The sequence below is a fragment of the Chryseobacterium sp. 2TAF14 genome, assembly GCF_052115105.1.
In the GTDB taxonomy this organism is placed as follows: Bacteria; Bacteroidota; Bacteroidia; order Flavobacteriales; family Weeksellaceae; genus Chryseobacterium.
This window is the reverse complement of the sequence record NZ_JBFRGA010000016.1, coordinates 1-24,321: the sequence shown is the minus strand read 5'-3', so window position 1 is coordinate 24,321 and position 24,321 is coordinate 1. Positions and strand designations below refer to the sequence as shown.

Sequence of the window (24,321 nt, the reverse complement as noted above, 5' to 3'; positions counted from 1 at the left end):
AACCGGAGGTTCCGTTTTCCGACCGTCTCAGAATGCGGCAGGGATTTCAGAGAATCATCATACCGGGATCAACCGATTGGTAAAATTATCTTTGGTCATTGAAGGTAAGGTGATCAAATATTACAAGCATTTCAGGCTCACGCAGAGCTCGCAGAAGCATCATGAGTTTACGCTGACTTTAGCGCACGATACTTTGGGTGACCGCCAAACCCATACTTTGGAAGAAGCCAACAAATTTTTAGGTAAAAGATTAACGGCCGTAATTTCTTATAAAGACATCGAAAACAGTCCGGAACGCACTTTTGTAGGCGTTATCACCGGAGTTGGTTTCAGTCAGGAAAAAATGAGCCTTGGAAATATCGTTTTATCGGGTTACAGTCCGACTATTTTACTGGATGGAGCACCTCATACTCAGAGTTTTGGCGGAAACCAGGCGGTGAATATGGGAATCATTGCGGAAGAAGTTATCAAACAGGGGTTAGATAAAAGCCGTTTCGATATCAGGATCGATACGAATGATTATTCCCAGATCATTTACAGCAGCCAGTATGATGAAACGCATTACAATTATCTGGCTAGAATGGCAGAAGCATATGGCGAACAGTTTTATTATGACGGCGAAGTTCTTCATTTCGGGAAACTTCCGCCACAAAATAAGCCTATTAAATTAACCTACGGAAGCAGCGCCAACGATATTAAAGTAGAATTAAAAGCAGTTCATACAAAACCGCAATTCTACGGTTACAACAGCAATAAAAATGAAGTTTTAAAATCAGGTTCCACCCCGATTCAGCATGTGGGAGAACTGGCAAAAACAGCTTATCAGCACAACGATACAATTTATAAAACCCCATCATTACAGGTTGCCCCGATTAAAGCAACAACGCATTTAGATGTAGAATATTCCCAAAAAAGCGCATCAGGAAGTGAGGCGGTGAATGTATTCAATCTTTCAGGCTCTACAACGGTTCCATTTTTACATCCGGGATGCAGCGTAGATATTGAAATGCGTAAACCTGATACGAATGAAACCTCGTATTTCACAAGAATCATGATCACCGAAACAACGCATGAGATTGATACGATCGGTCATTACACGGGAAGTTTTGCAGGAATTGCATCCGATACGGGCTTTTTACCAAAACCGGAATTTACAGTTCCAATTGCACAACCGCAGATTGCAACAGTCATTTCCAACACCGATCCTGAAGGACAGGGAAGGGTTCAGGTAAGATTTGACTGGCAAACGAATGACACGACGCATTTCATAAGAATGATGAGTCCTGATGCAGGAGGAACCGATCAGATTACCCAAAACCGAGGTTATGTAGCAATACCTGAAGTTGGCGACCAGGTGATGGTAAATTTTGTGCACAACCATCCCGACAGACCTTTTGTAATGGGCGGAATGTTTCATGGGGGAACAGCTTTAGGCGGTTTTGCAGATAACCGTGTGAAATCAATTATGACGCGAAGCGGACATAAAGTGGTTTTCACAGAAGATGAAAGTATTATAATTACCGATAAAAGCGGCAATGAAATTCACTTAGATACAACGGGAAGTAACATCAATATCACAGCTCCAGAAACAATGACATTGAACTGCAAGAATATGTTTATTAATGTGTCTGAAAATATGACAACGAATGTAGGAATGGATCAGTCTGATACGATAGGAATGAACAGAACCCAAAGTATAGGATTGAATGCCACCCAAAGTGTGGGAGCAATGAAAATGACTTCTGTAGTCGGCGATACCAGTATGTTTATCACAGGAAAATTAACGGAGATGATTGAAGGTGATGTACATAGTGAAACCAAGAAAGAAAGAAATGAATTATCACATGAAGATATTCAGTTTACTTCAGAAAAAAGTATTACAAAAAATGCACAATCTGAGGTGAAAAACAACAGCGGCGAAGTAAGCAAAAACCATTAGCCATGTYTAGAACCCGAATTGTAAAAGGAAAATATATCAAAACGGTTGGAGGTAATTACAATATTTCTGCAGAGGGAAACGTATTTTCTTCAGCCGGCGGTCTGGTTCAGGAGAAAGGTTATGATAACGGAGTTACCTACGGAAGTTTTGAAAGAATTGGAAGCAATGTAAACGAAGATTTTGAAATTTCATTTTCGCTGAACAAAGATAAAATGTATTCTACGGTAGTTCCTTTTGGAATACTGGATTTTGAAGGAAATTATGAGAACGCCAATTTTGCTTTTAATTATTCATTATTACTGAGCAATATCGATTCTTTAGAATTTAAAATTTTAAATGAAGACGGCAGTACATTATTTGCCATTACCAATTTACCGGAAATTGTCGTTACAGCAAGAAGGCTTCCCAAGCTTTCGCAAGATATTAAAGATAAAAAGCCGGAATATGATTTTTCTGCTCCGATTAGAGTCTGGGATTGGAAAACTGTTTTCAATCCGTACAATACTCCGCCTTCAGATTATACCAAAATTGGTTCGTATGTTATTTTTTGGGATGGTTTTGATAATGAAAATATTTATGACAGTTCAAAATTTAATAATAAAAAACTGAAAGCCGTAATCACCGCAAGCAAAAACGGCAAAGAAAAATCTAAAGAGGTAGAGTTTTCTACAAAATATTCAGAAGTAGATTGGGCAGACGTAAAAATTGATAAGAATAACAAAAAGATTGATACTACCTTAAGAATAAATTTAAAAGACGGCGGAGCAGAAGGATTGGAATGCAGCTCCTACATGACAGGTGCAAGAGATGAAACGCATTGGGAAGAAAGATGTCCTTGGGATAAAATACCAGCAACTTCACTCATTGCCGGAAAACCTCCTATTAAAACCAGAACAAGAAGTTTTGCCGATTTAGAAAAGCTCGCCATCGACGGACTTAATTACCACTGGGGAAGAAATAAAAACCACGTAGCCGCCAAAGATGTTAAAATTGTAGGCGAATCGTATGAAGTATTTACAAACGCAATAAATACAGAGGACAATGCAATGGATGATATAAGCCTGGTTTACAATACCAACGGTAACTGGATGCGTTCCGGAAATCCGGGTTCAGCAACTTTAAACCCGATTTCCTGGGTTGGGAATTTGGTTTCGCGGGAAGCGGTATGTTATAATGTTGGATACATAAAATATTCTAACGGATGGAACTATGAATCAGAATCTAATGAAGATGTAAGTTTTAAAGAAACTTCTGCGCATGAAGTAGGGCATGAAATTCTCAAATCATATGGTGGTACAAATTATTCTTATGGTCACAAAGGTAGTGTGAATGTTGTCACTCAAAGCAATAGCAGCACTTCTACAAATTACCCTGTAACAGGTGAAATAGATATTATGCCTTATTATAATAATTACATTCCGATTTCAGAAAGAAGAAGAATGGTGGCAGCAGAAAAAGATGTATTGGGCTTGATTTGGTTAACAAAAATTAAAATTAAATAATAATTAGTAATGAAAATCTTTCTTTTAAATATCATTCTAATAACCTCATCTTTCAGTGGCTGTAAAGATCGGCCTAAATTTTATGAAGGTTATATTTATACCAAAGAAAAGAAACCTCTCACCAATGTAAAAATTTGCGAACTTGGTACAACAAATTGTTCTGAAACTGATAGTAAAGGATTTTTTAAAATTAAAAAAGATTCTGAAAGAATAAGTGATCTCATAGTCCTTTATAAAAACAATCCTATAGATACAATAAAAACAGTGTGGACTCAACATGGAGAACGAATTGGCTATTCATTCCTTGAAGGCAAAAAAGATACTTTGTTTGTGGATCTTAAATAATAAATCCTGATTGTAGATAATTTTTATTGTAAAACATCTTAAAATTAATCATATCAATGTGAAAATTTTAGGAAATAATACATTGAACTCCTTTGTGCGAAGGAGTTTTTTCTTGTTTTCATCTAAAGTCGTAGAATTACGACATCAAATCGTAGTATTACTACAAAAACTGAGATTTATCAGATTTATAGCCCTAAAAGAAATCAATGGTTCTATCTTTGAGTCAACCAAATCACAAAATATTAATTGTTCAAAATTTACAAAACATGGCAGACAATTCAAGAGGAATCTTAAAATTCAACGGAAGCGAAGGACAAAAATTACTAAAGCTTAACTACAGCGTATCGCGATCTACGGATGTTTCAGGACGCGTAGCTTCTGATCCTTCCAATGCAATCATTAAATTGACGATCGAAGCAACAGAAAAATCTGAAATTCTTGAAAGCTTGCTTAATGGTAAGTATAAGCCGACAACCGGTGAGATCACTTTCAACAAATCTCACGAAGAAGGTACTTTGATTACCCTTAACTGGGAAAACGGATACGTTATTCAGCACGAAGTAGATTTTGATGCAATAGACACAAACTCAATGCTGATCAGTTTTATAGTAAGCGCAGAAAAAATCAATTACGGTACAGCTGCTTACGAAGGAGTTTGGCCGGGAGCATAATTTCCCGCTTAAGAAAGATAAATGTGTATGAATAAAACTATCCATACACATTTTTCGATATACTGCCATTTTTGTTCTAAAACAATCCTTAATTTCTAAAACTTTCCGGTTATGAATCAAAGTGAAGTAAACGAAATTCAAGAATTAAATTCATTTAAATATGCCTGGTACAGAAACGGAAAATATTCTGTAAACGTAAAGTCATATCTTACTTTAGGCAACGGAAAAGCAAACGAAACAGAAACAGAAGAGATATGGGAAATTATTCCGGGAGAATACAAGCATATCGAAATTCTTATTTCAGACAAAAAATATATCCGCTTTGATGCTCAGATGAAGCCTTTCTACGAGATTCTGGATCAGGTAAACAGGGCCACCGGAAATCTGGCTTTACTCCTTGATGAAGATAAAACGATCGAGAAGATTGAAAATGAAGCAGAAATTCTTGAAAAATGGGAAGAAATAAAACGAAAAGAGCTTCGTTTTCTGCAATTGGTAAAAGACTCTTACAACGAGATCATCCATATTTACGATAAAGAATTTCAGAGAATTGATGATAATATTAAAGCAAACCTTCTTTATCAAATCATTTTTTATCCGTTTCCGAATACCGGAGCAAGCTTTTCAAAAGAAGGAGAATTTAAAGAAAGGCAATTTCTTTCAACCCTTTTTCCGGGAGAAAAAATAATCTACGATACCCATTATCAATTTGTTGAAAATAAAGATAAATTCCAGATGAACATTAAGGGAAACCTTAAAAGTCATACCGGAGATTTTGAAGAAATTTATGCTCGAAATTATCAGAAAACTTTAAACATTCCTTTAGAATACGATTTGATGATGGAAGGCGAATATATTTATAATCCGGATTCCGTTTTATCTGAAATTGTATTTCATGTAAAAGAAAAGCTGAACGAAAAAATGCTCTATGTCTGCAGATATCATATTCAATTAATAACATAAAAAATATGAGTCAACTATATATCGCACAAGAAACTCCGCTCATGTGTACCAGCGGAAGACGGCTGATCGGGATAGGAGTCAGTTCCCAGTCGAGTGTTTATCTTAAAAATGGCTCAAAACTGATGGCTACCGAAGACGATCGTTTCAAAGACAATTTTATATGTCCGCAAATGATGGTTGCCGGAGCCATTGCCGGAGTCGGAATTGCCGCTGCATTGGGAGCAGGAAGTATTTTTGTTTTTGCCGCTGCAGCTTGGGCTGGAAGCGCGCTTATCGACGATTGTCTCAATATCTGCTCATTTCTTACAAAAGGAAGCGACTGGACGAATACGCACCCAAAAGTAAAAGTTGAAGGTAAAAAACCGCTTCTTCAAAACTCTACATTAAGTTGCTTTCTGGGCGGAACCGTCAAGTTTCATCTTCCTTCAGCACCTCAGCTTGATGAATTGAGCGCTGCTGCTGCAATGGCGCAGGATTCTTATAATGAAAATCCTGAAGAAAAGAATGAGGATGAAAATAATAATACTGTACAGATTGGCGATTATACAAGAATAAATACTGATAGTCAGGAAGAACTTGATAAAATATCAGATGATATTAAATTTACAACTGAAGATTTTGACACCAACGAAACCGACGGTTTTTTTGCTTCTTTATATTATAATGAAAAAACAGGAAAGTATTTTGTAGCTTTCAGAGGATCAGAACCCAAAGGCATGCAGTTTTATCATGACTGGTTTATAGAAGATGGAGGACAAGCTTTAGGATTTCATACTCCGCAGATACAAAAAACAATGCGTCTGGCGAACAAAATGAATGAAGCTACCGGCGGAAATGTTTCTTTCACAGGTCATTCTTTGGGTGGAGGAAACAGCGCAATGGCATCTTATTACACCGGATTACCGGGATATGCTTTCAACACAAGAGGAGTACATCAGAATACGTTAGATTTTTTAGATGAAAACAATGCAGTGGGTTCTACTTCTAATATCATTAATTACAGTACAAGTAACGATATTCTCAATGCACTTCAGAATAACAGGGAAGGTCTTTTATCCACGCTTGGAATTTCAAGAATTCCTGTTCTGAATAATATTGCGCTTTTCGGAGGTCTTACAGGAGGTGTTCCGAGAGCATTAGGCGAGCAAAACGAAATTTTCGGATACATTCCGGATAATGAAGGAATGAATCTGAAAACATTCGGAAGCGGTCACAGTGCATATGCAGATGCTGTGGAAGCTATGATTGCAACCATTAATACCAATGTAATTGCAGTAAATTCATAAATTATGAAAAAAATAATTTTTTTAATATTTTTTACCATGACCTTATTTTCCTGTCAGGATACAAGATCCCGAAAAACTCAAAATAAAGAGCAATATCCTCCTCAAAAATTATTTGAAGGAGAGCAATTACAGGCTGCACAGAAAATTTTTGATGAAGATAATTCCGGCCTGGAAAATATTTTAAAAGAAAATCCGAAAACGATCAACCAGTTGAGTGAAGCAAAAGGTTATGGTTATACTTTATTGATGTATGCTTCTATTGTAGAAAATCTTCCTGCAATGGAAATTCTCCTTAAAAATGGAGCAGATCCTAATATTATTATTCCCCGTCGATATATGACCCCTTTATCACATGCTGTCGGAACCAATAATTATGAAATGGCAAAACTTTTATTTAAATATAAAGCCAATCCGAATCCTGCTGTTGGGAACAGTCCTTTATGTGCTGCAATGTCTTTGGGAAATGAGCAAACCGAGAAAAAAATGATCGATTTTTTGTTGGAAAACGGTGCAGATATTAATCATACCTCCTATTTGGGACACAATATTATGGAAGAATCAGCACGTAATTTATCTCAATTCCGTATTGCATTATATCTTTTAGAAAAAGGAGGAAATCCTAAAATAAAAGGAACCGAGCTTTCTCCAATGGCAAAATATATTGAGTATGAAAAAAAAAAAACAGCAGAATATAAAAATCCCAAAGCGGCTGTTTATGACGAAAATCTATCGAAAGTCTACCAAATGCTTCAGGAGAAATATCATATTACATTTCCTGTGAAAGACGATCTAAAGGCTGAAGCTAAGCTGAGAATGGATTTGTACGAAAAGCTGAGCGAAAAAGACAAAATATCTATAAACTTTAATAAAAATTACGGCGAAAACAGATATAAGGAAGATCAGAAACTTCTGTCACAATAAATAAAGCCGCTCAAAAGTTTAAAAAATAAAAATTTTCAAAGTAAATAATATGAAAATTTTGTCATCTCGAATGAGATAGAATAAATGTAAAAGCCAAATTCACAAATTAAAGAAAAATATTATGTTTCAGGACAATACGATAAAACCTCAGCTTTCGGATGAAATAAAGTCTGGTGCAGCACAAAATCTAAAAGAAGAAGTTTCAACAGAAATAGCTGATAAAATCAATGAAAATATAAGTCAGCCAGTCAATGGGTCGGTTCAGGATTCTTCTGGAATGTTTATGAATCAGAAAACTCAGACTAATAATCCTGCTGTAGTAAAAGATAAGGTTTGGGCAAATCAGCCTACCTCAAAAATTCATAATGCATTAGCAATTCCAGCAAGCCAGCTTTTAGGAATCAACAGAGTAGTAAAGCTTGATCTAATTATTGAAGGCAAAGAAATAAAGCATTTTAAGCATTTTAAATTAAATCAAAGTGCCATAAAACATCATGAGTTCAGCATTACTCTTGCTCATGATACTTTAGGCTCTGCAGAAAATCATAATCTGGAAGAAGCTCAGAATTTTTTAGGTAAAAGAATTACGGTCATTTTTAAATATAAAGACGTGATCGATGGTCCGGAAAGAAATTTTGTAGGAGTCGTTACAGAAGTAGGCTTCAGCCAGGAAAAAGGAAGCTTGGGAAATATTGTGCTGAATGGTTTCAGCCCTACCATACTTTTAGATGCCGCTCCGCATATTCAGAGCTTCGGAGGAGCGCAATCGATTAGTCTCAACAGTATTGCAGATCAGGTTATTAAAGAAGGTCTTGGCGGAAATAAATTCGATTTCAGAGTAGATGCCCAATACGGAAATGTTTCTTACAGCTCACAATACGAAGAAACCCATTATAATTATTTAGCCAGAATTGCAGAAGCGTATGGCGAACAGTTTTTCTACGACGGGGAAGTGCTCCATTTCGGTAAACTTCCACCGGCAGAGCAACCTGTAAAACTCATTTACGGAAGCAACGTAAACGAAGTAAAAATAAAAATGAAAGCACAACATGTGAACCCATCATTTTACGGATACAACAGCAGTAAAAATGAAAAGCTCACCACCGGAACTTCCAAAATAAACCATACTTCTGATATTGCCAAACGTGCCTACGAAATTTCTGAAAAAACTTTTACAACCCCGTCTTTAAGAGTTGCACCAATTAAAGCCGCATCTTTTATGGATATTGATGCCTCTCAAAAAGGAACGGCAGGAAGCAAAGCTTCACAGGTATTTATTACTTCGGGAGAAACTACGGTTCCGTTCTTATATCCTGGTTGTACCGCAGATGTTGAGATGAGAAAACAAGATACTAATGAGACGTCTTATTTTACAAAGTTAATGATGGTTGAGGTAACGCATGAAGTAGATGCAAGAGGTTATTATACCGGAAATTTTGAGGCAATTGCAGCAGACAGCGGTTATATTCCCCGTCCTGATTTTGAAAGTCCGAGAGCAGAAGCTCAGTTTGCAAAAGTGACGGCAAACGCAGATCCACTTAATCAAGGCAGGGTGAAGGTTCAGTTTGACTGGCAAAGCGGTCAGGATACTTCAGAATTTATAAGAGTGATGACTCCGGATGGAGGAAGTAGCGATAAAGTAAGTAAAAACCGTGGATTCATGGCGATTCCTGAGGTTGGTGATCAGGTGGTTGTAAATTTCGTTCATCAGCATCCTGACCGGCCGTTTGTAATGGGCGGGATGTTTCATGGCGGAATTGGCGGCGGTGGCGGAGCCGGAAACAATGTAAAAAGTTTATCCAGTAAAAGCGGAAACATTATTTGCCTGAATGACGGCGCCGGTATTGAAATTAAAGACAGAAACGGAAATCATGTTACTTTAAGCGGAAGCGGTGATGTTACCACTTTTGTAAGTAACGATAATAATGAAGATATCGGAAATAATCACACAACAAATGTTGCCTCAAAAACCATAATTAATGTAGGTAAAGATCAGAGCGTTTTTACCATGGACAGCGGTGGGAACATTTCTTTGGAAGGAAAAACGCAGATCGAGCTTAAAGTAGGTGAAAATAAAATCACCATTAAAAAAGATTCAATTACGATATCAGTAGGAAATGGAATGCTTGATATGAATTCTAAAGATAACGCATTGCTTGTCACACAAAATAATCTGAGTTTACATAGCCAGTCTGATACATCGATCAATGCAACAGGGAATACTTATGTTACAGGAAAAGAGGTGGATATTAATTAAAGCTTTTAAGAGTTTGTTTAAAATTATTGGAAAAATGCAAAGACGCAAGATTTGATAAAAGTTTTCTGTTTTTAAGACGCAAGGAGAAAATCAAAGATTTTCTTTTATAATGCTGATGATCAATTTTATCGAAGATAAAATCCTTGCGCCTTAAAGCGTATTATAGCTAAGCAATTTTGCGCCTTTGCGAAAAACCAATTATGAAATTCATATTTATTAATTTTTAAACAGACTCTAAGAATATAAAAATATAATTTCTATAAGAGTTTAAAAACAAAAAATCAGAATTAAAAATTGTAATTCTGATTTTTTTATTGTGAAGATTTATTTAGCTTCCAGATCAGCGGTATAGCTTTTAGGACTGTATTTTGTAAGTGATCCGGTTGCAGCATCAATGCCGATTCCGATTGCACCACCAAGAAGAATGTTAACTAATGTTACCGGATTAAAAGTTTTGGTAAGCTTCATTTCTTTGGTCTGGAAACCTTCCTTTTCAAACATCACCATTTGTTTTCCCAATCCTCTCGGGATTTCTGCAGTACAAGGTGTGATACATTTTTCTTTACCTTTATGAATTACTTTTGCGCCTTCAGGTGTTGAGGTAAATGTGATGGAATCTTTGGTTCCTGTAAAAATAGTTGCGCAAGATGTTGTAGAAAGCACAATGCTTAATCCTAAGACAAGTGATAATTTTTTTTTCATTTTGATTAAATTATATATTGTTTTTTTCTAAAAACTGCAGATATGAGTTCTGCAATTCCGGGTGCGAAAATATATTTTTTAATTTGAATAAAAAAATAATCACCTCATTAAGAATTAAATTACTTGTCTAAGAACAATATTTTCTCAACTTCTATTTCACTTTTATCGGGATAATACATCTCTATAAATCGTTTGTACCAAACAGATTTTTCAAATTTTGATTGGTTGATTGATGCTGTAACAGAATTTGAATAATAATTTTTTTTATTGATCTGTAGCTTAAACCTGATTTTGGTTTTAAAGTTTCCGTTATATTTTTTTGAATTTAAACTGATAATTTCTCCATGCTTCAAGTTAATTTTTTTTAGATAAGATACGCCGCAATCAGAATTTATCCAAAATTCTATCGGCTTCCATTTTTTATCGGGAGTCAGAGCTTCCTGAATGACACGCAATTTATTATCCTGAGGAATAAGTTGTAAATCTTTTAGATTGTTGTTTTTCAGATAAATAGAAAATACCGAATCATTTTTAACCTCAGCAATTACCAAAACCGAATCTTTATTGTTCCGCTTAAAAAGCTTTTCAATCCTTGAATCTGCTTTAAATGATTCATTAATCTGATTTTCATTTACGAAAAGTTCAGTCTCTATATTTTGAGAATAAATATTGAAGAAGAATAATATAAGGACAAGATGAAATAGTTTTTTTATCATTGTGATTTTTTTTCATTTAATTTTAAAAATCAAACCCTTTTTCCTTGAGTTTGGTAATGTTAAAATAAACTCCGGGTAATTTATATTTGTCTTTTGCTAAACTTATATAATCACAATCGCCTACCAAACTTTGAGAATCGATCTCTAACTGCAACATATTCATCACAACATATTCGTGACTCACTGCAATTACATGAAACCCGGTTTTACAATCTCTTCCGTCTCCTGAACTGAAAATAGCACCGAATAAGCCATAAAAATTATGAGAAACTTTTTTTGCCATCGCTTCATTTCCGTCCAGATGATAAATGTAGCCAAGAAAATTCATCACCCGCATATTGAGAGGAAAYTCTTTCAGTGAAGCATTTGATATTTTTATAATTTCTGCGTAATCTGATTTTTTTAGATCCTTACTTTGAAAATATGGGAGAAGTTTTTTATCATTTTCCGATATTTTATACGGATGATAATCTTTCTGAAAAGTATAGCCAAAATACAAATGCCTGTATTGCTCATTGGTAATAAGCGTATCGTTTGCTTTAAGTTTATCCATCAGTTTCGAATAATAAAATTCCGAATCTTTATTTTCAATATTTTTCTGGATAAGCTTATAATCAGGAGCTTCATATTCCTTTTTTTGAGAGAAAATGAAATTTGAGATTAAAAATAAAGAAACAAGCAAGATATATTTCAACATGAGTTTTTTTATTACAAGAATAGTCTATAATATATATATATTTTTTACTCTTTCAACAATTTTCACATAATTTAATATTCATTTTAATCTTTATTCAATTATGTCAAAATAAATTTCTGCAATGTTAATATCGTTATTGTTTTTTTCTAAAATAACTGATAAATTAAGTTTTATATAGTTTAGCTCTACTAAGCCTTCAGTAAATGAATTGTAATAATTTTTTTTATTAAATCCTATTTCTAATTCTACTTCAATATCTTGATTAAAATTTATAATTAATTCTTTACTAGACATTTCGTAAACATAGAAGTTTTCTGATTTTCCAAAAAATACCCTGTCTAGTTTTATTTTACCTGTTGTTTTTAAATTTGGATTTTGAATTTCAAACCAATCGTTAATTTTTTTTGTATCAAAAACTTCAATTGCTTCTCTTATTTTTTCAAAATATAATTTTTCATCAATATTTGTAACAAGCCATTTGGAATTTATTGAATTAATAGAGTTAGAATGTTTCTCAATAAAATCTTTAACACTGCTATAATAGTAAATTTTAGGATTAAGATGTTTAATTTCATCTACAAGAAATGGGTGTAGTTTGTTTTTGTTATTTTCATCCGCAAAATCTTTTACATTATTACTTATGAATATAATATCTTGATATTGATTATGTTGGAGGTACTTGATAATTGACTCCCACAAAATAGCATCTTTAAAGCCTGTACCATTGTTTTTAAAGGGCTTTTCTTTATAAATTGCTCTTTTTACTATATTGGCAAAAACTGAATCATCTAATTTAAAAACTTCATTGTAATCTGAAATTTGACATTTTTCTAAAAGGTTTTCTTTGAAAATTTTCTTTTGCTTTTCAAAATCTATCTCAATTAATTCTAAATTTTGTTCAGATAATAACTTTTTTAAATCAAAATTTACTTTTTTGAAAGCCTCATATTTTTCTTTTAGTTCCTCATCATATAATTTTTCAATCTCTTGCAAAACAATGTCTAATAGAATTATGTTAGAATGTGTTTTTTCAGTGTAATCAAACAAAACTTCAAAGTCTTTTGACTTTAAAAAAAAATCTGCTCTGAAAATATTGGTATCAAGAATAATATTCATAATTTAGATCTTATCCAAACGCCCTCTTCAGTAAACTCTCCACTTTCGGCTCACTTCCTCTGAAGTTTTTATACAATTCCATCGGATCTTTTGTACCGCCGGAAGAAAGAAGAACTTTATATTTTGCGGCAATTTCAGGATTGAAAATTCCGTTTTCTTTAAAATACTGAAAAGCATCGGCATCCAAAACTTCTGCCCATTTGTAAGAATAATATCCTGCAGAATATCCACCCTGGAAAATATGCGAAAAACTCGGACTCATCGCTGTTTTTGGATTTGCAGGATAAAGCTGAGTCGCTTTTGTATATTGATCCTCAAACTCTTTCACACTCAAACGCCCCAACTCTCCAACTTTGGTATGGTAATTCATATCCAACAATCCAAAACCGATTTGTCTTAAAGTCTGATAACCTTCCATAAAGTTTTTCGACTGCTCTATTTTTTCTATTTTTTCGTCAGGAAGAATTTCACCTGTTTTGTAATGCTTAGCAAAAGTTTTCAAAAATTCCGGTTCGTAGCAGAAATTTTCCAAAAACTGAGAAGGTAATTCCACAAAATCCCATTTCACAGAAGTTCCCGAGAGATTCGGATATTGCGTATTCGCCAACATTCCGTGTAGTGCATGACCAAACTCGTGGAACAAAGTCGTCACTTCCTGAAACGTCAGTAAACTCGGTGTGTCTTTCGTCGGCTTGCTGAAATTACAGACAATCGAAATATGCGGACGAGAATTTTCACCGTCTTTTTTGTACTGATTTTTATAACTCGTCATCCAGGCTCCCGCTCTTTTCCCTTTTCTTGGGAAATAATCTACGTAAAGCAGAGCTTTGTAGTTGGTTGATGGTTGTTGGTTGATGGTTGTTGGCTCTTGATTCTCTGTTCTTGGTTCTTGATTCTTAGCTCTTGATTCTTGATTCTCAAAAACTTCATAAACTTTCACATCTTCATGGTACTTCGGAATATCGTTTCTTCCTTCAAAAGTAAGCCCGAAAAGTTGTTTAGATAATCTGAAAACGGCATCCTGAACCTGCTCTAAAGGAAAATAAGGTTTTAATTCTTCGTCATTCAGATCATATTTTGCCTTGCGAAGTTTTTCGGCATAAAAAGCGTGATCGTAACCCTGCATTTCATCGATTCCGTCTGCTTTTGCCAAAGATTTTAATTCTTCGATTTCTTTTTCTGCGTAAGGTTTTGCTTTGGTTAAAAGTTCATTCAAAAAGTCGATTACTTTCGTTGGAGATTTTGCCATTCTTTCCTCCAAAACGTAATCTGCGTAATTTTTATAGCCTAGAAGCTCGGCTTTTTGCTGTTTTAAATTAAGAAGTTCTTTTATTAAATTCTGATTATCAAATTCTCCGCCGTCAAAAGATTTTTTACCGTTTGCTAAAGCGATTTCCTTTCTTAGTTCACGGTTTTCAGCATACGTCATCAACGGAATATAGCTTGGATATTGCAACGTCACGACCCAGCCTTCCAGATTTCTTTCCTTAGCTTCTTCGGCATATTGTTCTAAAATCGCATCAGGAATTCCGGCTAAATCTTCATTATTGGTAATGTGTTTAAAATAATTATTGGTTGAAGCCAATACATTTTGCCCGAACTGAAGAGATTTTAAAGATAAATCCATATTGATTTTCTTTAATTTTTCTTTGTTTTCTTCGTTTAATAAAGCTCCGCTTCTTACAAAACCTTTGTATGTTTCATTCAAAAGCATTTGCTGTTCTTCATTCAGGTTGTATTTTTCTTTTTCGTCATAAACTTTTTTAATTTTATTAAAAAGAGCTTCGTTCTGAGAAATTTTAGAAGAATATTCCGTTAAAATTGGTAAAACTTCCTGTGCAATTTTTTGTAATTCGTCACTTGTTTCGRCAGAATTTAAATTAAAAAATATATTGGAAGCCACATCAAGCTGTTCACCCGAAAAAGCCAATGCTTCAATGGTATTTTCAAAAGTTGGTTCTTCTGCGTTATTGACAATTGCATCAATTTCTTCTTCAGATTTTTCAATTAATTCTTTGAAAGCAGGAAGATAATCTTCGTTTTTTATCTGGTTAAATGGTGCAGAATGATATGGTGTGCTGAATTTTTCTGTTAAAATATTCATGATGTATTTTTAATTAATGTAAATTTAATTATTTGAATCGAATTGTGTTTGGGTGCACAAAAACGATGCCCTGCTTACGATTTGTGACAAAAATGCTGAATGATGAAGATTCTTGTCATAGGAAAAGATGCTGTTTTGGTGAAATGTTTAATTTTGATTTTAGATTTAAATAAAAATAAACGATGTCACAAAATAAAAAGACCATACAAAAATACATGGATTCTTTTCAGGAAACAGACCACGAAAAGATTTTGAGCTGCCTTACCGAAAATGTGATCTGGGAAATGCCCGGAGTTTATCTTCATCACGGAAAAGAAGCGTTTGACAAAGAAATAGAGAACGAAAACTTTACCGGAAAACCCAACATCACAGTTTTCAGAATGACGGAAGAAGATAATGTGGTAATTGCCGAAGGAAATGTGGTTGCCAGTTTTAAAAACGGAGACATTCTGAATGCCGATTTTTGCGATGTTTTTGAAATGGAAAACGGACTGATAAAAAAGCTGGTTTCTTATTTAATGCAGAAAAAATAACTTTAATATATATAGACTATGAGAACATTTTTAAAAATTATTGGTGGAATTCTCCTCCTGATTGTTGTGTATGCAATCGTTGCAGTACTTGCTTTCGGTAAAAATTACCATTACGAAAAATCGATGGTGATGAATGCGCCCAAAGAAAAAGTGTGGCAGCAAATCGCTTCCATGAAATCTTTTAACGAATGGAATCCTTGGATGAAATTAGACAAAAACATGACAATTAATTACAGTGGAACTTCAGGCGAAGTAGGAGATAAGTATTGCTGGGACAGCAAGAATGATGATGCAGGAGCAGGATGTCAGGAAATTAAAGAAATGATTCCAAACGAAAAGCAAAAAACAGAAATGCTTTTCAAAAGACCTTTTGAAGGACAGGCAATTTCTGATATTGTTTTAACTTCCGAAGGAAATTCTACAAAAGTTACTTGGAGTATGGATACCGAACAGGAAACCTGGATGAAAATAATGAGACCGATGATGGATTACCAAATGGGGAAATCTTACGAAGAAGGACTTAATAATCTGAAAGCTTTGGTTGAAAAATAATTTTTAAATACAATCCATTTCTAATAAGCTGTTTTCATATTTTGAAAGCAGTTTTTTTGTTTTAAAATATGAGCCTTGTTAAGGTTTTAAACCTTGACAAGGCTTTGAATTTGAAAGCCGTTTTTATTAATAATAATTTTTTCTGCCGATTTCATCGATCGTATTGTAATTTCCGATGCCTTTAGGATTGTCTCCGTACCGGTTTGTTCCACGATTGCTGTCTGCAAAAATCAATACAAACATAAAAAACGGAATAAACTGAAACCAGCCGCTCAATCCTATATCGTGACATCTTTTTGCTCCCTGAATAACTCTGAAAATTATTCCTGCAAACCAAGCAACCACTGCAATGACGATAAAAAAATCAATCTTGGTGACAGCAAATAAAAAAAAGGTAAAAAAGACAACAGCTACATGTATTAAAATAGATAGGGCAAATTCTGTCCTTCTGATTCTGCCGGCAGTAGAAAATACGTTTTGAAACATGGTTTTATTTTTGAAGGGTAAAAGTATCATTTATTTTTAAAAAAGATTATCTTTAACTAAAGATTACGATATATGCAGAAGGCGGTTTACAATAAAAATGATTTGCGGATGTTTGTAAGAGACATGATCTCGGGAAAAGTAAAAACTTTAGAGTTTTATTTAAATTTTACTTTGGAAGCAAGCCGCGAAGTAAAAAAAACTTCAAAATACGATTCTATTCGTGAAGAAATGCAAGATGAGATTTACCATTTAGATAAACAGATGGCCAACCTGAAAACCATGCAGCAACAGATGAAGAAAGTTCTCAATTCTGATTCTGAACATGCCAAATTGGGTTCGCTGGTCATTACCAATAAAGCCCGTTTTTATATTTCGGTTTCTCTGGGTGAGTTTTTCTTTGAAGGTGACCGTTTCTATGCAATTTCCCCCGAAAGTCCGATGGCTCAGAAAATTATGGGCATGAAAGCCGGCGAAGAGTTTACTTTAAATAAGATTCATCAGAAGATTGAGGCGATTTTGTAATTAGGAATTAGGAATTAGGAATTAGGAATTAGGAATTAGGAATTTTTCAATTAAACGGCATTATCATTTTGAATGGAGCGGGGCGTAATGAAGAATCTTAAAAATATTATTAGTTGATTAAAAATGACAAGTCAGTTTCGATAAACTTGAAAATCTAAATTTTAAAAAACTATCAACTGACAACTATCAACCATCAACTTTTTACTTAATTTTGTTTTCATGAATAAAGCAGAAGTTTTAAAAGAAATCATAGAACAGAGAAGAAGCATCTTTCCGAAAGATTATTCTGATACTAAAATTACACAGGATGTTATTAATGAGATCCTTCATTCAGCAACACTGGCTCCCAATCATAAGCGTACAAAACCTTGGCGTTTCAAAATTTTTAAAGGCGAAGAAAAGGCAAATCTGGCTGTAGAAATGCAGGAGATTTACAAATCTGTTACCGCTCCGCAAGTTTTTTTAGAAAAAAAATACAACGATATTGGTTTTAAGATCAATAAAGCTGATGTTGTGGTTTCTATTGTTGTAAATTTCAGCGGAATGGTTCCGGAATGGGAAGAGATTGCTGCAGTTTCTATGGCTGTACAAAATATGTATCTTACCTGTACCGCAAATAATATTGGCTGTTACTGGAGCTCACCAAAAATTGTCGATCACCTGAAAGATTCTTTAACGATTGAAGAATACCAGAAGTGTCTTGGTTTATTTTATATGGGAAATGTTGATTAATGTAACAATTTAATAGTGTAGCAATTTACCAATTTTGATGATAGGGACAAATTGTGAATTACAGACAAATTTCATAGCCCTGATTGCAGCGGCATCCTTTTGCGAAGCAAAAGATACAGCGGAAAGCAGGTTCCCGGCTCCTGAAAAAATCAGGCAGTAGAAAAACTTCCGACATCCAGCTTCCATCACCCAACAAAATTTTTCAGAATTGAAATATTTTGCTATCTTTGCACTCTTAAATATTTAACCGGGACGTGATCCCACAAATTTTAATTTTATGTCAGTAAAAATCAGATTACAAAGACACGGATCTAAAGGTAGACCTTTTTTCCACATCGTGGTTGCAGATTCTAGAGCGAGAAGAGATGGTAGATTCATCGAAAAAATTGGAACTTACAACCCAATTACTAACCCTGCTACAATTGATTTGAACGTTGATGCTGCTGTAAAGTGGTTAAACAACGGAGCTCAGCCAACTGATACGGCAAGAGCTATTCTTTCTTACAAAGGTGCTCTTTACAAAAAACACTTACAAGGTGGTGTTGCTAAAGGTGCTTTTGATGAGGCTGAAGCTGAGAAGAGATTCAACGCTTGGTTGGAAGCTAAAGATGCTAAAGTTCAAGGTAAAGTAGAAGGATTGGCTACTGCTAAAGCTGATGCTAAGAAAGCTGCTTTCGATGCTGAAACTAAAGTAAACGAAGCCAGAGTAGCTGCTGCTGCACAAGCTGAAGCTGATGCTAAAGCTGCTGAAGAGGCTGCAAACGCACCTGCTGAAGAAGTTGCTGAAACTACTGAAGAGCCAACTGCTGAAGCAGAAGGAACTGAAGAAACTCAGGCTTAATTCTTTTAAGAAAATACAAAGCAAAGGCACGATTTTTTCGTGTCTTTGTTGTTTAAAAAAGATTTTTTAAAATTTTAATTGCTATTATGAAAAAAGAAGATTGTTATTTTTTGGGAAAAATTACACGCAGACACGGTCTTGCCGGAAATGTAATCCTTAAACTTGATACAGACCAGCCTGAACTTTATAAAAAACTGGATTCTATTTTTGTGGAAATCAACGGTTTGCTGGTGCCTTTTTTTATCGAAAAATCTTCTTGGAGCAAACTTGATGCTCTGAATATTGCTTTTAAAAATTCTAATGAAGCTTTGGTAGACCAGTCTTTAGGTAAAAATGTTTATCTGCCTTTAGCGAGCCTTCCCAAACTTTCAGGAAAACAGTTTTATTACCACGAGGTTATCGGATATGAAATTTTTGACGAGCAGGATAATAGTTGCGGTATCGTAAGGTCGGTAAATGATCAGACTGCGCAAAATTATTTTGTAACCAATTTAGAAGGAAAAGAAGTGGTAATTCCGCTGATTAAAGACTGGATTCTTGAAGTAAACCGCGAGGAAAGATTTATTAAAATGCAGCTTCCGGAAGGTTTGATCGATGTGTTTTTGGTTCCTTCTAAGAAGGATGAATAGACATTAAGGATATTTTCGGGATTTTGAGAAGTATGGAAAATTCTCGAAATTACAATGATATTTTCTTTACCATCTACGAGATAAAATATGATGAATGGATATTTCTTCAGCAATTTACCCCGAAAATCATCATACCAGATTTTAAAATATGGACTTTGTCGGATGGTTGTGAGAGTTTTCCGAAAATCTTTTAAAAATTCAGTGGCTACTTTCTTATTTACATTTTCTTGATAATAAAGAAAAGCATTTTCTAAATCTGATTGAGCTTCTTTGGATATGAAAATTTTAAATTCCATATTTTTCGTCCAAATCATTTAAAAAAGAATTGGCTTCTTTATGCTTAGAATAAGGTCTGTTTTTTATTTCTGTCAGACTTTTCTTTTGCTCATCCGTCAGTTGAAATCTGTTTTTTTCTAAAATTCCATCCACATAACCAAGAACTCTTTCAAGAATTTCTTGCGGAGCATCTTTCAGTTTTTCGGTTATTTCTAAATATATCGATTGTTCTAAAGTTGACATTTGTAATGATTTTTAATCAAAGTTAATCATTATATTTTAAGCTTTTCCAGCAGGCTGTCAATCTGAGCATACATTTTATTAAAAAACATTTTGCGCTCCCTGTTTCCTGAAGTATTGAGCGATTTCGAATTTTTTATCTCATGCTCAAAATAAATCAGAGTATCATTACAGGTATTTTCATCATTCGTCATCATGTAACCGAACATATTAAAGGGAATGAAAAAAGAAGATTGATATTCATTTTTAAATAAAATATTGTTGCTTAAGATGACTAAATCGTTTACGTAAAAATTAAAATCCGGATTGTGCTGAATTTTATGTTCAATATTTTCTAAAACTTTTCTTACTTCATCCAAAATCAATACAATATCTTTATATTTCAAAAGTCCCATTTCTGAATAAAAATTAACCTGCATCAAAATGCTCATAATTGTAGTGTCATTCCAGACTTCTGTTACATTCTGACTTTCGTACAGATCTTTGAGCATTTCATTTTTTGGCGAATGATAAGGCAGATCAAAATCTTCAAACGAACACAAAAATTTATCTTCGTTGAGCAAATTCATCCAGACGTAAAATTTAAAACGGGAAAGAATAGTATCGGAAATCGTATAAAAAAACGGAATATCTTTCGCAGAATAAAATACTTTAGACTGATTAATGCTCTTAAAAACGTCCAGAATTTTTAATGAACTTTCAAAAAAATGCAGCAGGTCTTCCTGTGTTTTTACAGGTCTTGTTCTTTTAACGACCAACTGATTTTCCGTACCYAAAAACTGATCAAGAGAAATCTGATAGTATTTTGCAAGTTCCAGAGCTTCTTCAAAACTGAATTTTGCTTTCATCGAAGTTCTTCTGTGAGCCGCATCATAACTGATGTCGAGAATATTGGCAATCTCATCATTCAGAGATTTGTCGCCTATTTTCTTTCTTATCTGCTTCAGTAATATTTCCTGATTCATAGTTTTTGTGATTTTCACAAATGTAGAAATTTATTTTAATTTTTTTTCGCATTCGTGTGAAGTTCTTTTGTAATTAGTTTTGAGTATTAATTTAAAACAATTTACAATGAAAAATTTAATATTAATCTTCGCAACTATTCTTTTAGCTCTAAGTTCATGTGTAAGTTTTGATCGAAAAATGATTAAAAATGATCTTTCGGTAATTTCAAAGAATAAAATTTCATCAATTGACGGCAAATATAAAATTGAAAGCTATGAAGGAATAAATTCCGCTCGAACCAAAACAGACAAAACGCGCGGCTTTAATGGAATGTTTAAACTTCAAAATCCAAAAATTGCAGATTCAGATATTTTGGAAATCAAGTCTAACCCTATTAATGAAAAGCAAAGTGAATTGAGGTTTACTCTTTTTAAAAAAGACTCTGTAACTTATACTTTTAAATATAAAGTGAAATTGAAAAAAGGTTTGCTGATCGTTGATAATTACAATTCAAAATGCCACGGAATACCTTATTTATTTGGCGGTTGCGAAAACTTCCAGTCAAGGATAGGACTTACGGCGGATAATAATCTTTTGGTTCAGAATTATTATGATAACAACGGAGCATTTATGTTTTTTATGTGGGCAGGTTACACGATTAATTATGCTGAAAAATTTGAAAGAATTAATTAAATTTTTAATCATGAAAAATATACCTTATATATTAATAGCAATCCGTTTTCTTTTTGCACCGATTATTTTCTTTTTGGTTTACTTAAAAGGCGAAGAATCAAGATTTGTAATTTTAACTTTAATGTTTATCGGATTGTTGACCGATATTTTTGACGGAATCATCGCAAGAAAAGCAGAAGTTTCATCAGAAAAACTAAGAAGATTAGACAGTCAGGTAGATTTGGTATTTTGGCTCTCGTTAGGATTGGCAACTTATTTCCTTAATACCGAAATAATAAAAAACCATTGGGAAAGTATTGCTTTAATTTTCATTATGGAAGCACTTTGCTATATTATCAGCTTGATAAAATTCGGCAAAGAAACGTGTACTCACGCTTTTTTATCAAAGATGTGGGGATTGAGTTTACTGATTGCTTTCACTTATTTAATAGGATTTCAACAGGCAGATTGGGCATTTCATCTCACCATAATTTTAGGAATTATTTCACATATTGATGTGATCCTAATCATTTTTAATTCTTCCAAAATGGCACTACGATGTCCCCAGTTTTTATCATGCATGGCAAATCAGGCAGGGAAAACAAAGAAAAAAAACTACTTTTTTTAATTAAAATAAGAGAAAAACTGCAGCAAATAATCATTTTTAAATCAAAACAGCGGAATCATTAAAAGTTGCGCCGTTTTTTGTAAATTTGCAGACATTAATTTTTTATACAAAAATTTATCAATCAACAAATGAAAAAGCAGACGATTAAAGAAGTCCTTGAGGGCTACAAGAAAGTATTACATCATGACATTACAGTTTACGGTTGGGTAAGAACATTCCGTGCAAATCGCTTTATTGCGCTAAATGATGGTTCTACGATTAATAATTTGCAAATTGTAGTTGATTTTGAAAATTTCGATCAAGAATTAATCAGTAAAATAAGTACAGCATCTTCTCTTAAAGTTGTAGGAGAAGTTATAGAAAGCCAAGGAGCTGGCCAAGCTGTGGAAATTATCGCTAAAAAGATTATCATTTTAGGTGATAACTTTACAGAAGAAAGAGACAAAACGATTTTACAGCCAAAAAAACATTCTTTAGAGGTTTTAAGAGAACAGGCGCATTTAAGATTCAGAACCAATTTATTTGGTGCAGTTTTCAGAGTACGTCATGCAGTAAGTTTTGCAATTCACTCATTTTTTAACCAAAATCAGTTCTTTTACATCAACACTCCGATTGTTACCGGTGCAGACGCGGAAGGAGCGGGCGAAATGTTTGGCGTAACCAACTTTGATTTAAATAATATTCCAAGAGACGAACAAGGCGATATCGATTTCGCTCAGGATTTCTTCGGAAAAAAGACAAACTTAACGGTTTCCGGACAGCTTGAAGGAGAAACTGCAGCAATGGGATTAGGAAGAATTTATACTTTCGGACCAACTTTCCGTGCAGAAAACTCAAATACAACCCGTCATTTAGCCGAATTCTGGATGATTGAGCCGGAAGTTGCCTTCAACAACCTTGAAGACAACATCGATTTGGCTGAAGATTTTCTGAAATATGTCATTCAATATGTTTTAGACAACTGTAAAGACGATTTAGATTTCTTAGACAAGCGTTTCGCTGAAGAGCAAAAATCTAAGCCTGAAAAAGAAAGAGCAAAAGAAGGTTTGATCGAAAAGCTGGAAAATGTGATTGCTAAACGTTTCAAAAGGGTTTCTTATACTGAAGCTATTGAGATTTTATTAAACTCAAAAGAAAATAAAAAAGGAAAATTTGCTTACCCGATCGAAGAATGGGGTGCAGATCTTCAATCTGAGCACGAAAGATTCTTGGTAGAAAAACATTTTGAGTGTCCTGTAGTTTTATTTGATTATCCAAAAGAAATCAAAGCATTCTACATGAAACTGAATGACGATAACAAAACCGTTGCTGCAATGGATGTACTTTTCCCTGGAATCGGAGAAATCATTGGTGGATCTGAAAGAGAAGCAAGATTAGATGTTCTGAAAACGAAAATGGCAGAGATGCATGTTGACGAGCATGAGCTTTGGTGGTATTTGGATACCAGAAGATTCGGATCAGTTCCACATGCCGGTTTTGGTTTAGGATTGGAAAGGCTTGTTCTTTTCGTAACAGGAATGACCAATATCCGCGACGTGATTCCTTTCCCGAGAACGCCGAAAAACGCAGAATTTTAATTCAACATTAGTATATAAGAATATCTCTGAAATTTTCAGAGATATTTTTTTTGATATACAATATAAGTCCTTCCAAAACTCTCCAACTCTCTCATTCTCGAACTCTCATACTTTTTCCAGGAGCTATTCCGGCTTTCACTACTCGCTTTTTTGCGCCCTGCTTTTCACTATGAGCAAAAAGAGCTCAGACATGCCGTTCAATCCGGGCTATTTCAGAAATTGCTCATTTCATAATTTGATATATAATATAAAATAAAGATCTCGAAAAGCCTCAGAATGGCGATCAATTATTAGAATATATAAAAATACGTCATCAAAGCTCCTCCGGAGCGCCCCCTTTGTAGCAAATAAATGTTTTAAGCAATAATAAAAGCTCCATAGGAGCGACACTCAAAACACTCAATATCCTCATTCCTCAAAAACTCAATTCCTCAAAAATCTCAAAACACACTCACAGTCTCTTTCAAAA

General features: G+C 34.1%; 24 protein-coding genes and 2 pseudogenes. 17 read left to right on the top strand and 9 right to left on the bottom strand.

What is annotated here, in order from left to right; translation table 11 throughout:
* The 8 genes from AB4Y90_RS03645 to AB4Y90_RS03610 form a co-directional block, all read left to right on the top strand.
* A partial coding sequence (locus AB4Y90_RS03645) for a type VI secretion system Vgr family protein (protein ID WP_441556032.1) occupies window positions 1–1,939 on the top strand: 1,939 nt, incomplete at its 5' end.
* Between the two features lie 2 nt (window positions 1,940–1,941).
* Entirely contained in the window at window positions 1,942–3,441 is a 1,500-nt protein-coding gene (locus AB4Y90_RS03640; protein ID WP_441556031.1) for a hypothetical protein, read from the top strand.
* Window positions 3,442–3,450: 9 nt separating this feature from the next.
* The gene (locus AB4Y90_RS03635) at window positions 3,451–3,786 is read left to right on the top strand and encodes a hypothetical protein (RefSeq protein WP_441556029.1); all 336 of its coding nucleotides are present in this window, start codon (window positions 3,451–3,453) and stop codon (window positions 3,784–3,786) included.
* 266 nt (window positions 3,787–4,052) lie between these two features.
* Window positions 4,053–4,457 (top strand): type VI secretion system tube protein TssD, encoded by a 405-nt coding sequence (gene tssD / locus AB4Y90_RS03630; RefSeq protein ID WP_441556028.1) that lies wholly within the window; start codon window positions 4,053–4,055, stop codon window positions 4,455–4,457.
* A 111-nt stretch (window positions 4,458–4,568) separates the two neighbouring features.
* Window positions 4,569–5,420: a hypothetical protein gene (locus tag AB4Y90_RS03625; protein ID WP_441556026.1), complete on the top strand. Its 852-nt coding sequence runs from the start codon at window positions 4,569–4,571 to the stop codon at window positions 5,418–5,420.
* A gap of 5 nt (window positions 5,421–5,425) precedes the next feature.
* Window positions 5,426–6,706: a PAAR-like protein gene (locus AB4Y90_RS03620; RefSeq protein ID WP_441556024.1), complete on the top strand. Its 1,281-nt coding sequence runs from the start codon at window positions 5,426–5,428 to the stop codon at window positions 6,704–6,706.
* A gap of 3 nt (window positions 6,707–6,709) precedes the next feature.
* Complete coding sequence (locus AB4Y90_RS03615) at window positions 6,710–7,627, top strand: ankyrin repeat domain-containing protein (protein WP_441556022.1); 918 nt, start codon at window positions 6,710–6,712, stop codon at window positions 7,625–7,627.
* A gap of 121 nt (window positions 7,628–7,748) precedes the next feature.
* Complete coding sequence (locus AB4Y90_RS03610) at window positions 7,749–9,884, top strand: type VI secretion system Vgr family protein (RefSeq protein ID WP_441556021.1); 2,136 nt, start codon at window positions 7,749–7,751, stop codon at window positions 9,882–9,884.
* A 324-nt stretch (window positions 9,885–10,208) separates the two neighbouring features.
* On the opposite strand, the gene AB4Y90_RS03605 is transcribed toward AB4Y90_RS03610, so the two are convergent.
* The 5 genes from AB4Y90_RS03605 to AB4Y90_RS03585 all read right to left on the bottom strand — a co-directional run bounded on the left by AB4Y90_RS03605 (window position 10,209) and on the right by AB4Y90_RS03585 (window position 15,219).
* On the bottom strand, window positions 10,209–10,586 hold the full coding sequence (locus tag AB4Y90_RS03605; RefSeq protein WP_441556020.1) for a PEGA domain-containing protein: 378 nt from the start codon (window positions 10,584–10,586) through the stop codon (window positions 10,209–10,211).
* 119 nt (window positions 10,587–10,705) lie between these two features.
* Window positions 10,706–11,302: a hypothetical protein gene (locus AB4Y90_RS03600; RefSeq protein ID WP_441556019.1), complete on the bottom strand. Its 597-nt coding sequence runs from the start codon at window positions 11,300–11,302 to the stop codon at window positions 10,706–10,708.
* Window positions 11,303–11,324: 22 nt separating this feature from the next.
* A complete protein-coding gene (locus tag AB4Y90_RS03595) occupies window positions 11,325–11,999 on the bottom strand; it encodes a DUF4919 domain-containing protein (protein WP_441556018.1) in 675 nt (224 codons plus the stop codon).
* Between the two features lie 90 nt (window positions 12,000–12,089).
* Window positions 12,090–13,115, bottom strand: a complete 1,026-nt coding sequence (locus AB4Y90_RS03590) for a PIN domain-containing protein (protein ID WP_441556017.1) — start codon at window positions 13,113–13,115, stop codon at window positions 12,090–12,092.
* A 10-nt stretch (window positions 13,116–13,125) separates the two neighbouring features.
* The gene (locus AB4Y90_RS03585; RefSeq protein WP_441556016.1) at window positions 13,126–15,219 is read right to left on the bottom strand and encodes a M3 family metallopeptidase; all 2,094 of its coding nucleotides are present in this window, start codon (window positions 15,217–15,219) and stop codon (window positions 13,126–13,128) included.
* A gap of 182 nt (window positions 15,220–15,401) precedes the next feature.
* On the opposite strand from AB4Y90_RS03585, the gene AB4Y90_RS03580 reads away from it, so the two are divergent.
* Both AB4Y90_RS03580 and AB4Y90_RS03575 read left to right on the top strand, forming a co-directional pair.
* A complete protein-coding gene (locus AB4Y90_RS03580) occupies window positions 15,402–15,752 on the top strand; it encodes a nuclear transport factor 2 family protein (protein WP_441556014.1) in 351 nt (116 codons plus the stop codon).
* A gap of 18 nt (window positions 15,753–15,770) precedes the next feature.
* Window positions 15,771–16,304, top strand: coding sequence for an SRPBCC family protein (locus AB4Y90_RS03575; RefSeq protein WP_441556013.1), 534 nt, complete (start codon window positions 15,771–15,773; stop codon window positions 16,302–16,304).
* Window positions 16,305–16,430: 126 nt separating this feature from the next.
* On the opposite strand, the gene AB4Y90_RS03570 is transcribed toward AB4Y90_RS03575, so the two are convergent.
* Window positions 16,431–16,790, bottom strand: a complete 360-nt coding sequence (locus tag AB4Y90_RS03570; protein WP_441556011.1) for a DUF805 domain-containing protein — start codon at window positions 16,788–16,790, stop codon at window positions 16,431–16,433.
* Window positions 16,791–16,862: 72 nt separating this feature from the next.
* On the opposite strand from AB4Y90_RS03570, the gene AB4Y90_RS03565 reads away from it, so the two are divergent.
* From AB4Y90_RS03565 to rimM, 4 genes are all read left to right on the top strand, one after another.
* Window positions 16,863–17,312 (top strand): hypothetical protein, encoded by a 450-nt coding sequence (locus AB4Y90_RS03565; RefSeq protein WP_441556010.1) that lies wholly within the window; start codon window positions 16,863–16,865, stop codon window positions 17,310–17,312.
* Window positions 17,313–17,531: 219 nt separating this feature from the next.
* The gene (locus AB4Y90_RS03560) at window positions 17,532–18,044 is read left to right on the top strand and encodes a nitroreductase family protein (RefSeq protein WP_441556007.1); all 513 of its coding nucleotides are present in this window, start codon (window positions 17,532–17,534) and stop codon (window positions 18,042–18,044) included.
* A 277-nt stretch (window positions 18,045–18,321) separates the two neighbouring features.
* A complete protein-coding gene (locus tag AB4Y90_RS03555) occupies window positions 18,322–18,885 on the top strand; it encodes a 30S ribosomal protein S16 (RefSeq protein ID WP_441556005.1) in 564 nt (187 codons plus the stop codon).
* A gap of 86 nt (window positions 18,886–18,971) precedes the next feature.
* The gene (gene rimM / locus AB4Y90_RS03550; protein WP_441556004.1) at window positions 18,972–19,514 is read left to right on the top strand and encodes a ribosome maturation factor RimM; all 543 of its coding nucleotides are present in this window, start codon (window positions 18,972–18,974) and stop codon (window positions 19,512–19,514) included.
* A 32-nt stretch (window positions 19,515–19,546) separates the two neighbouring features.
* Here rimM and AB4Y90_RS03545 read toward each other — a convergent pair.
* The 3 genes and pseudogenes from AB4Y90_RS03545 to AB4Y90_RS03535 all read right to left on the bottom strand — a co-directional run.
* Window positions 19,547–19,810: pseudogene (locus tag AB4Y90_RS03545) on the bottom strand (type II toxin-antitoxin system RelE/ParE family toxin); the annotation flags it as partial.
* Window positions 19,800–20,033, bottom strand: a complete 234-nt coding sequence (locus AB4Y90_RS03540) for a hypothetical protein (RefSeq protein ID WP_441556003.1) — start codon at window positions 20,031–20,033, stop codon at window positions 19,800–19,802. The gene AB4Y90_RS03540 and the pseudogene AB4Y90_RS03545, both read right to left, overlap by 11 nt.
* A 29-nt stretch (window positions 20,034–20,062) precedes the next feature.
* Window positions 20,063–20,995, bottom strand: a complete 933-nt coding sequence (locus AB4Y90_RS03535) for a helix-turn-helix domain-containing protein (RefSeq protein WP_441556001.1) — start codon at window positions 20,993–20,995, stop codon at window positions 20,063–20,065.
* Window positions 20,996–21,101: 106 nt separating this feature from the next.
* Between AB4Y90_RS03535 and AB4Y90_RS03530 the strand changes: the two genes are divergently transcribed.
* The 3 genes and pseudogenes from AB4Y90_RS03530 to asnS all read left to right on the top strand — a co-directional run bounded on the left by AB4Y90_RS03530 (window position 21,102) and on the right by asnS (window position 23,852).
* The gene (locus tag AB4Y90_RS03530; protein WP_441556000.1) at window positions 21,102–21,668 is read left to right on the top strand and encodes a hypothetical protein; all 567 of its coding nucleotides are present in this window, start codon (window positions 21,102–21,104) and stop codon (window positions 21,666–21,668) included.
* Between the two features lie 10 nt (window positions 21,669–21,678).
* Window positions 21,679–22,279 (top strand): annotated as a pseudogene (locus AB4Y90_RS03525) (CDP-alcohol phosphatidyltransferase family protein).
* Window positions 22,280–22,403: 124 nt separating this feature from the next.
* Window positions 22,404–23,852, top strand: a complete 1,449-nt coding sequence (asnS, locus tag AB4Y90_RS03520; protein WP_074232303.1) for an asparagine--tRNA ligase — start codon at window positions 22,404–22,406, stop codon at window positions 23,850–23,852.
* Window positions 23,853–24,321: the final 469 nt, after the last annotated feature.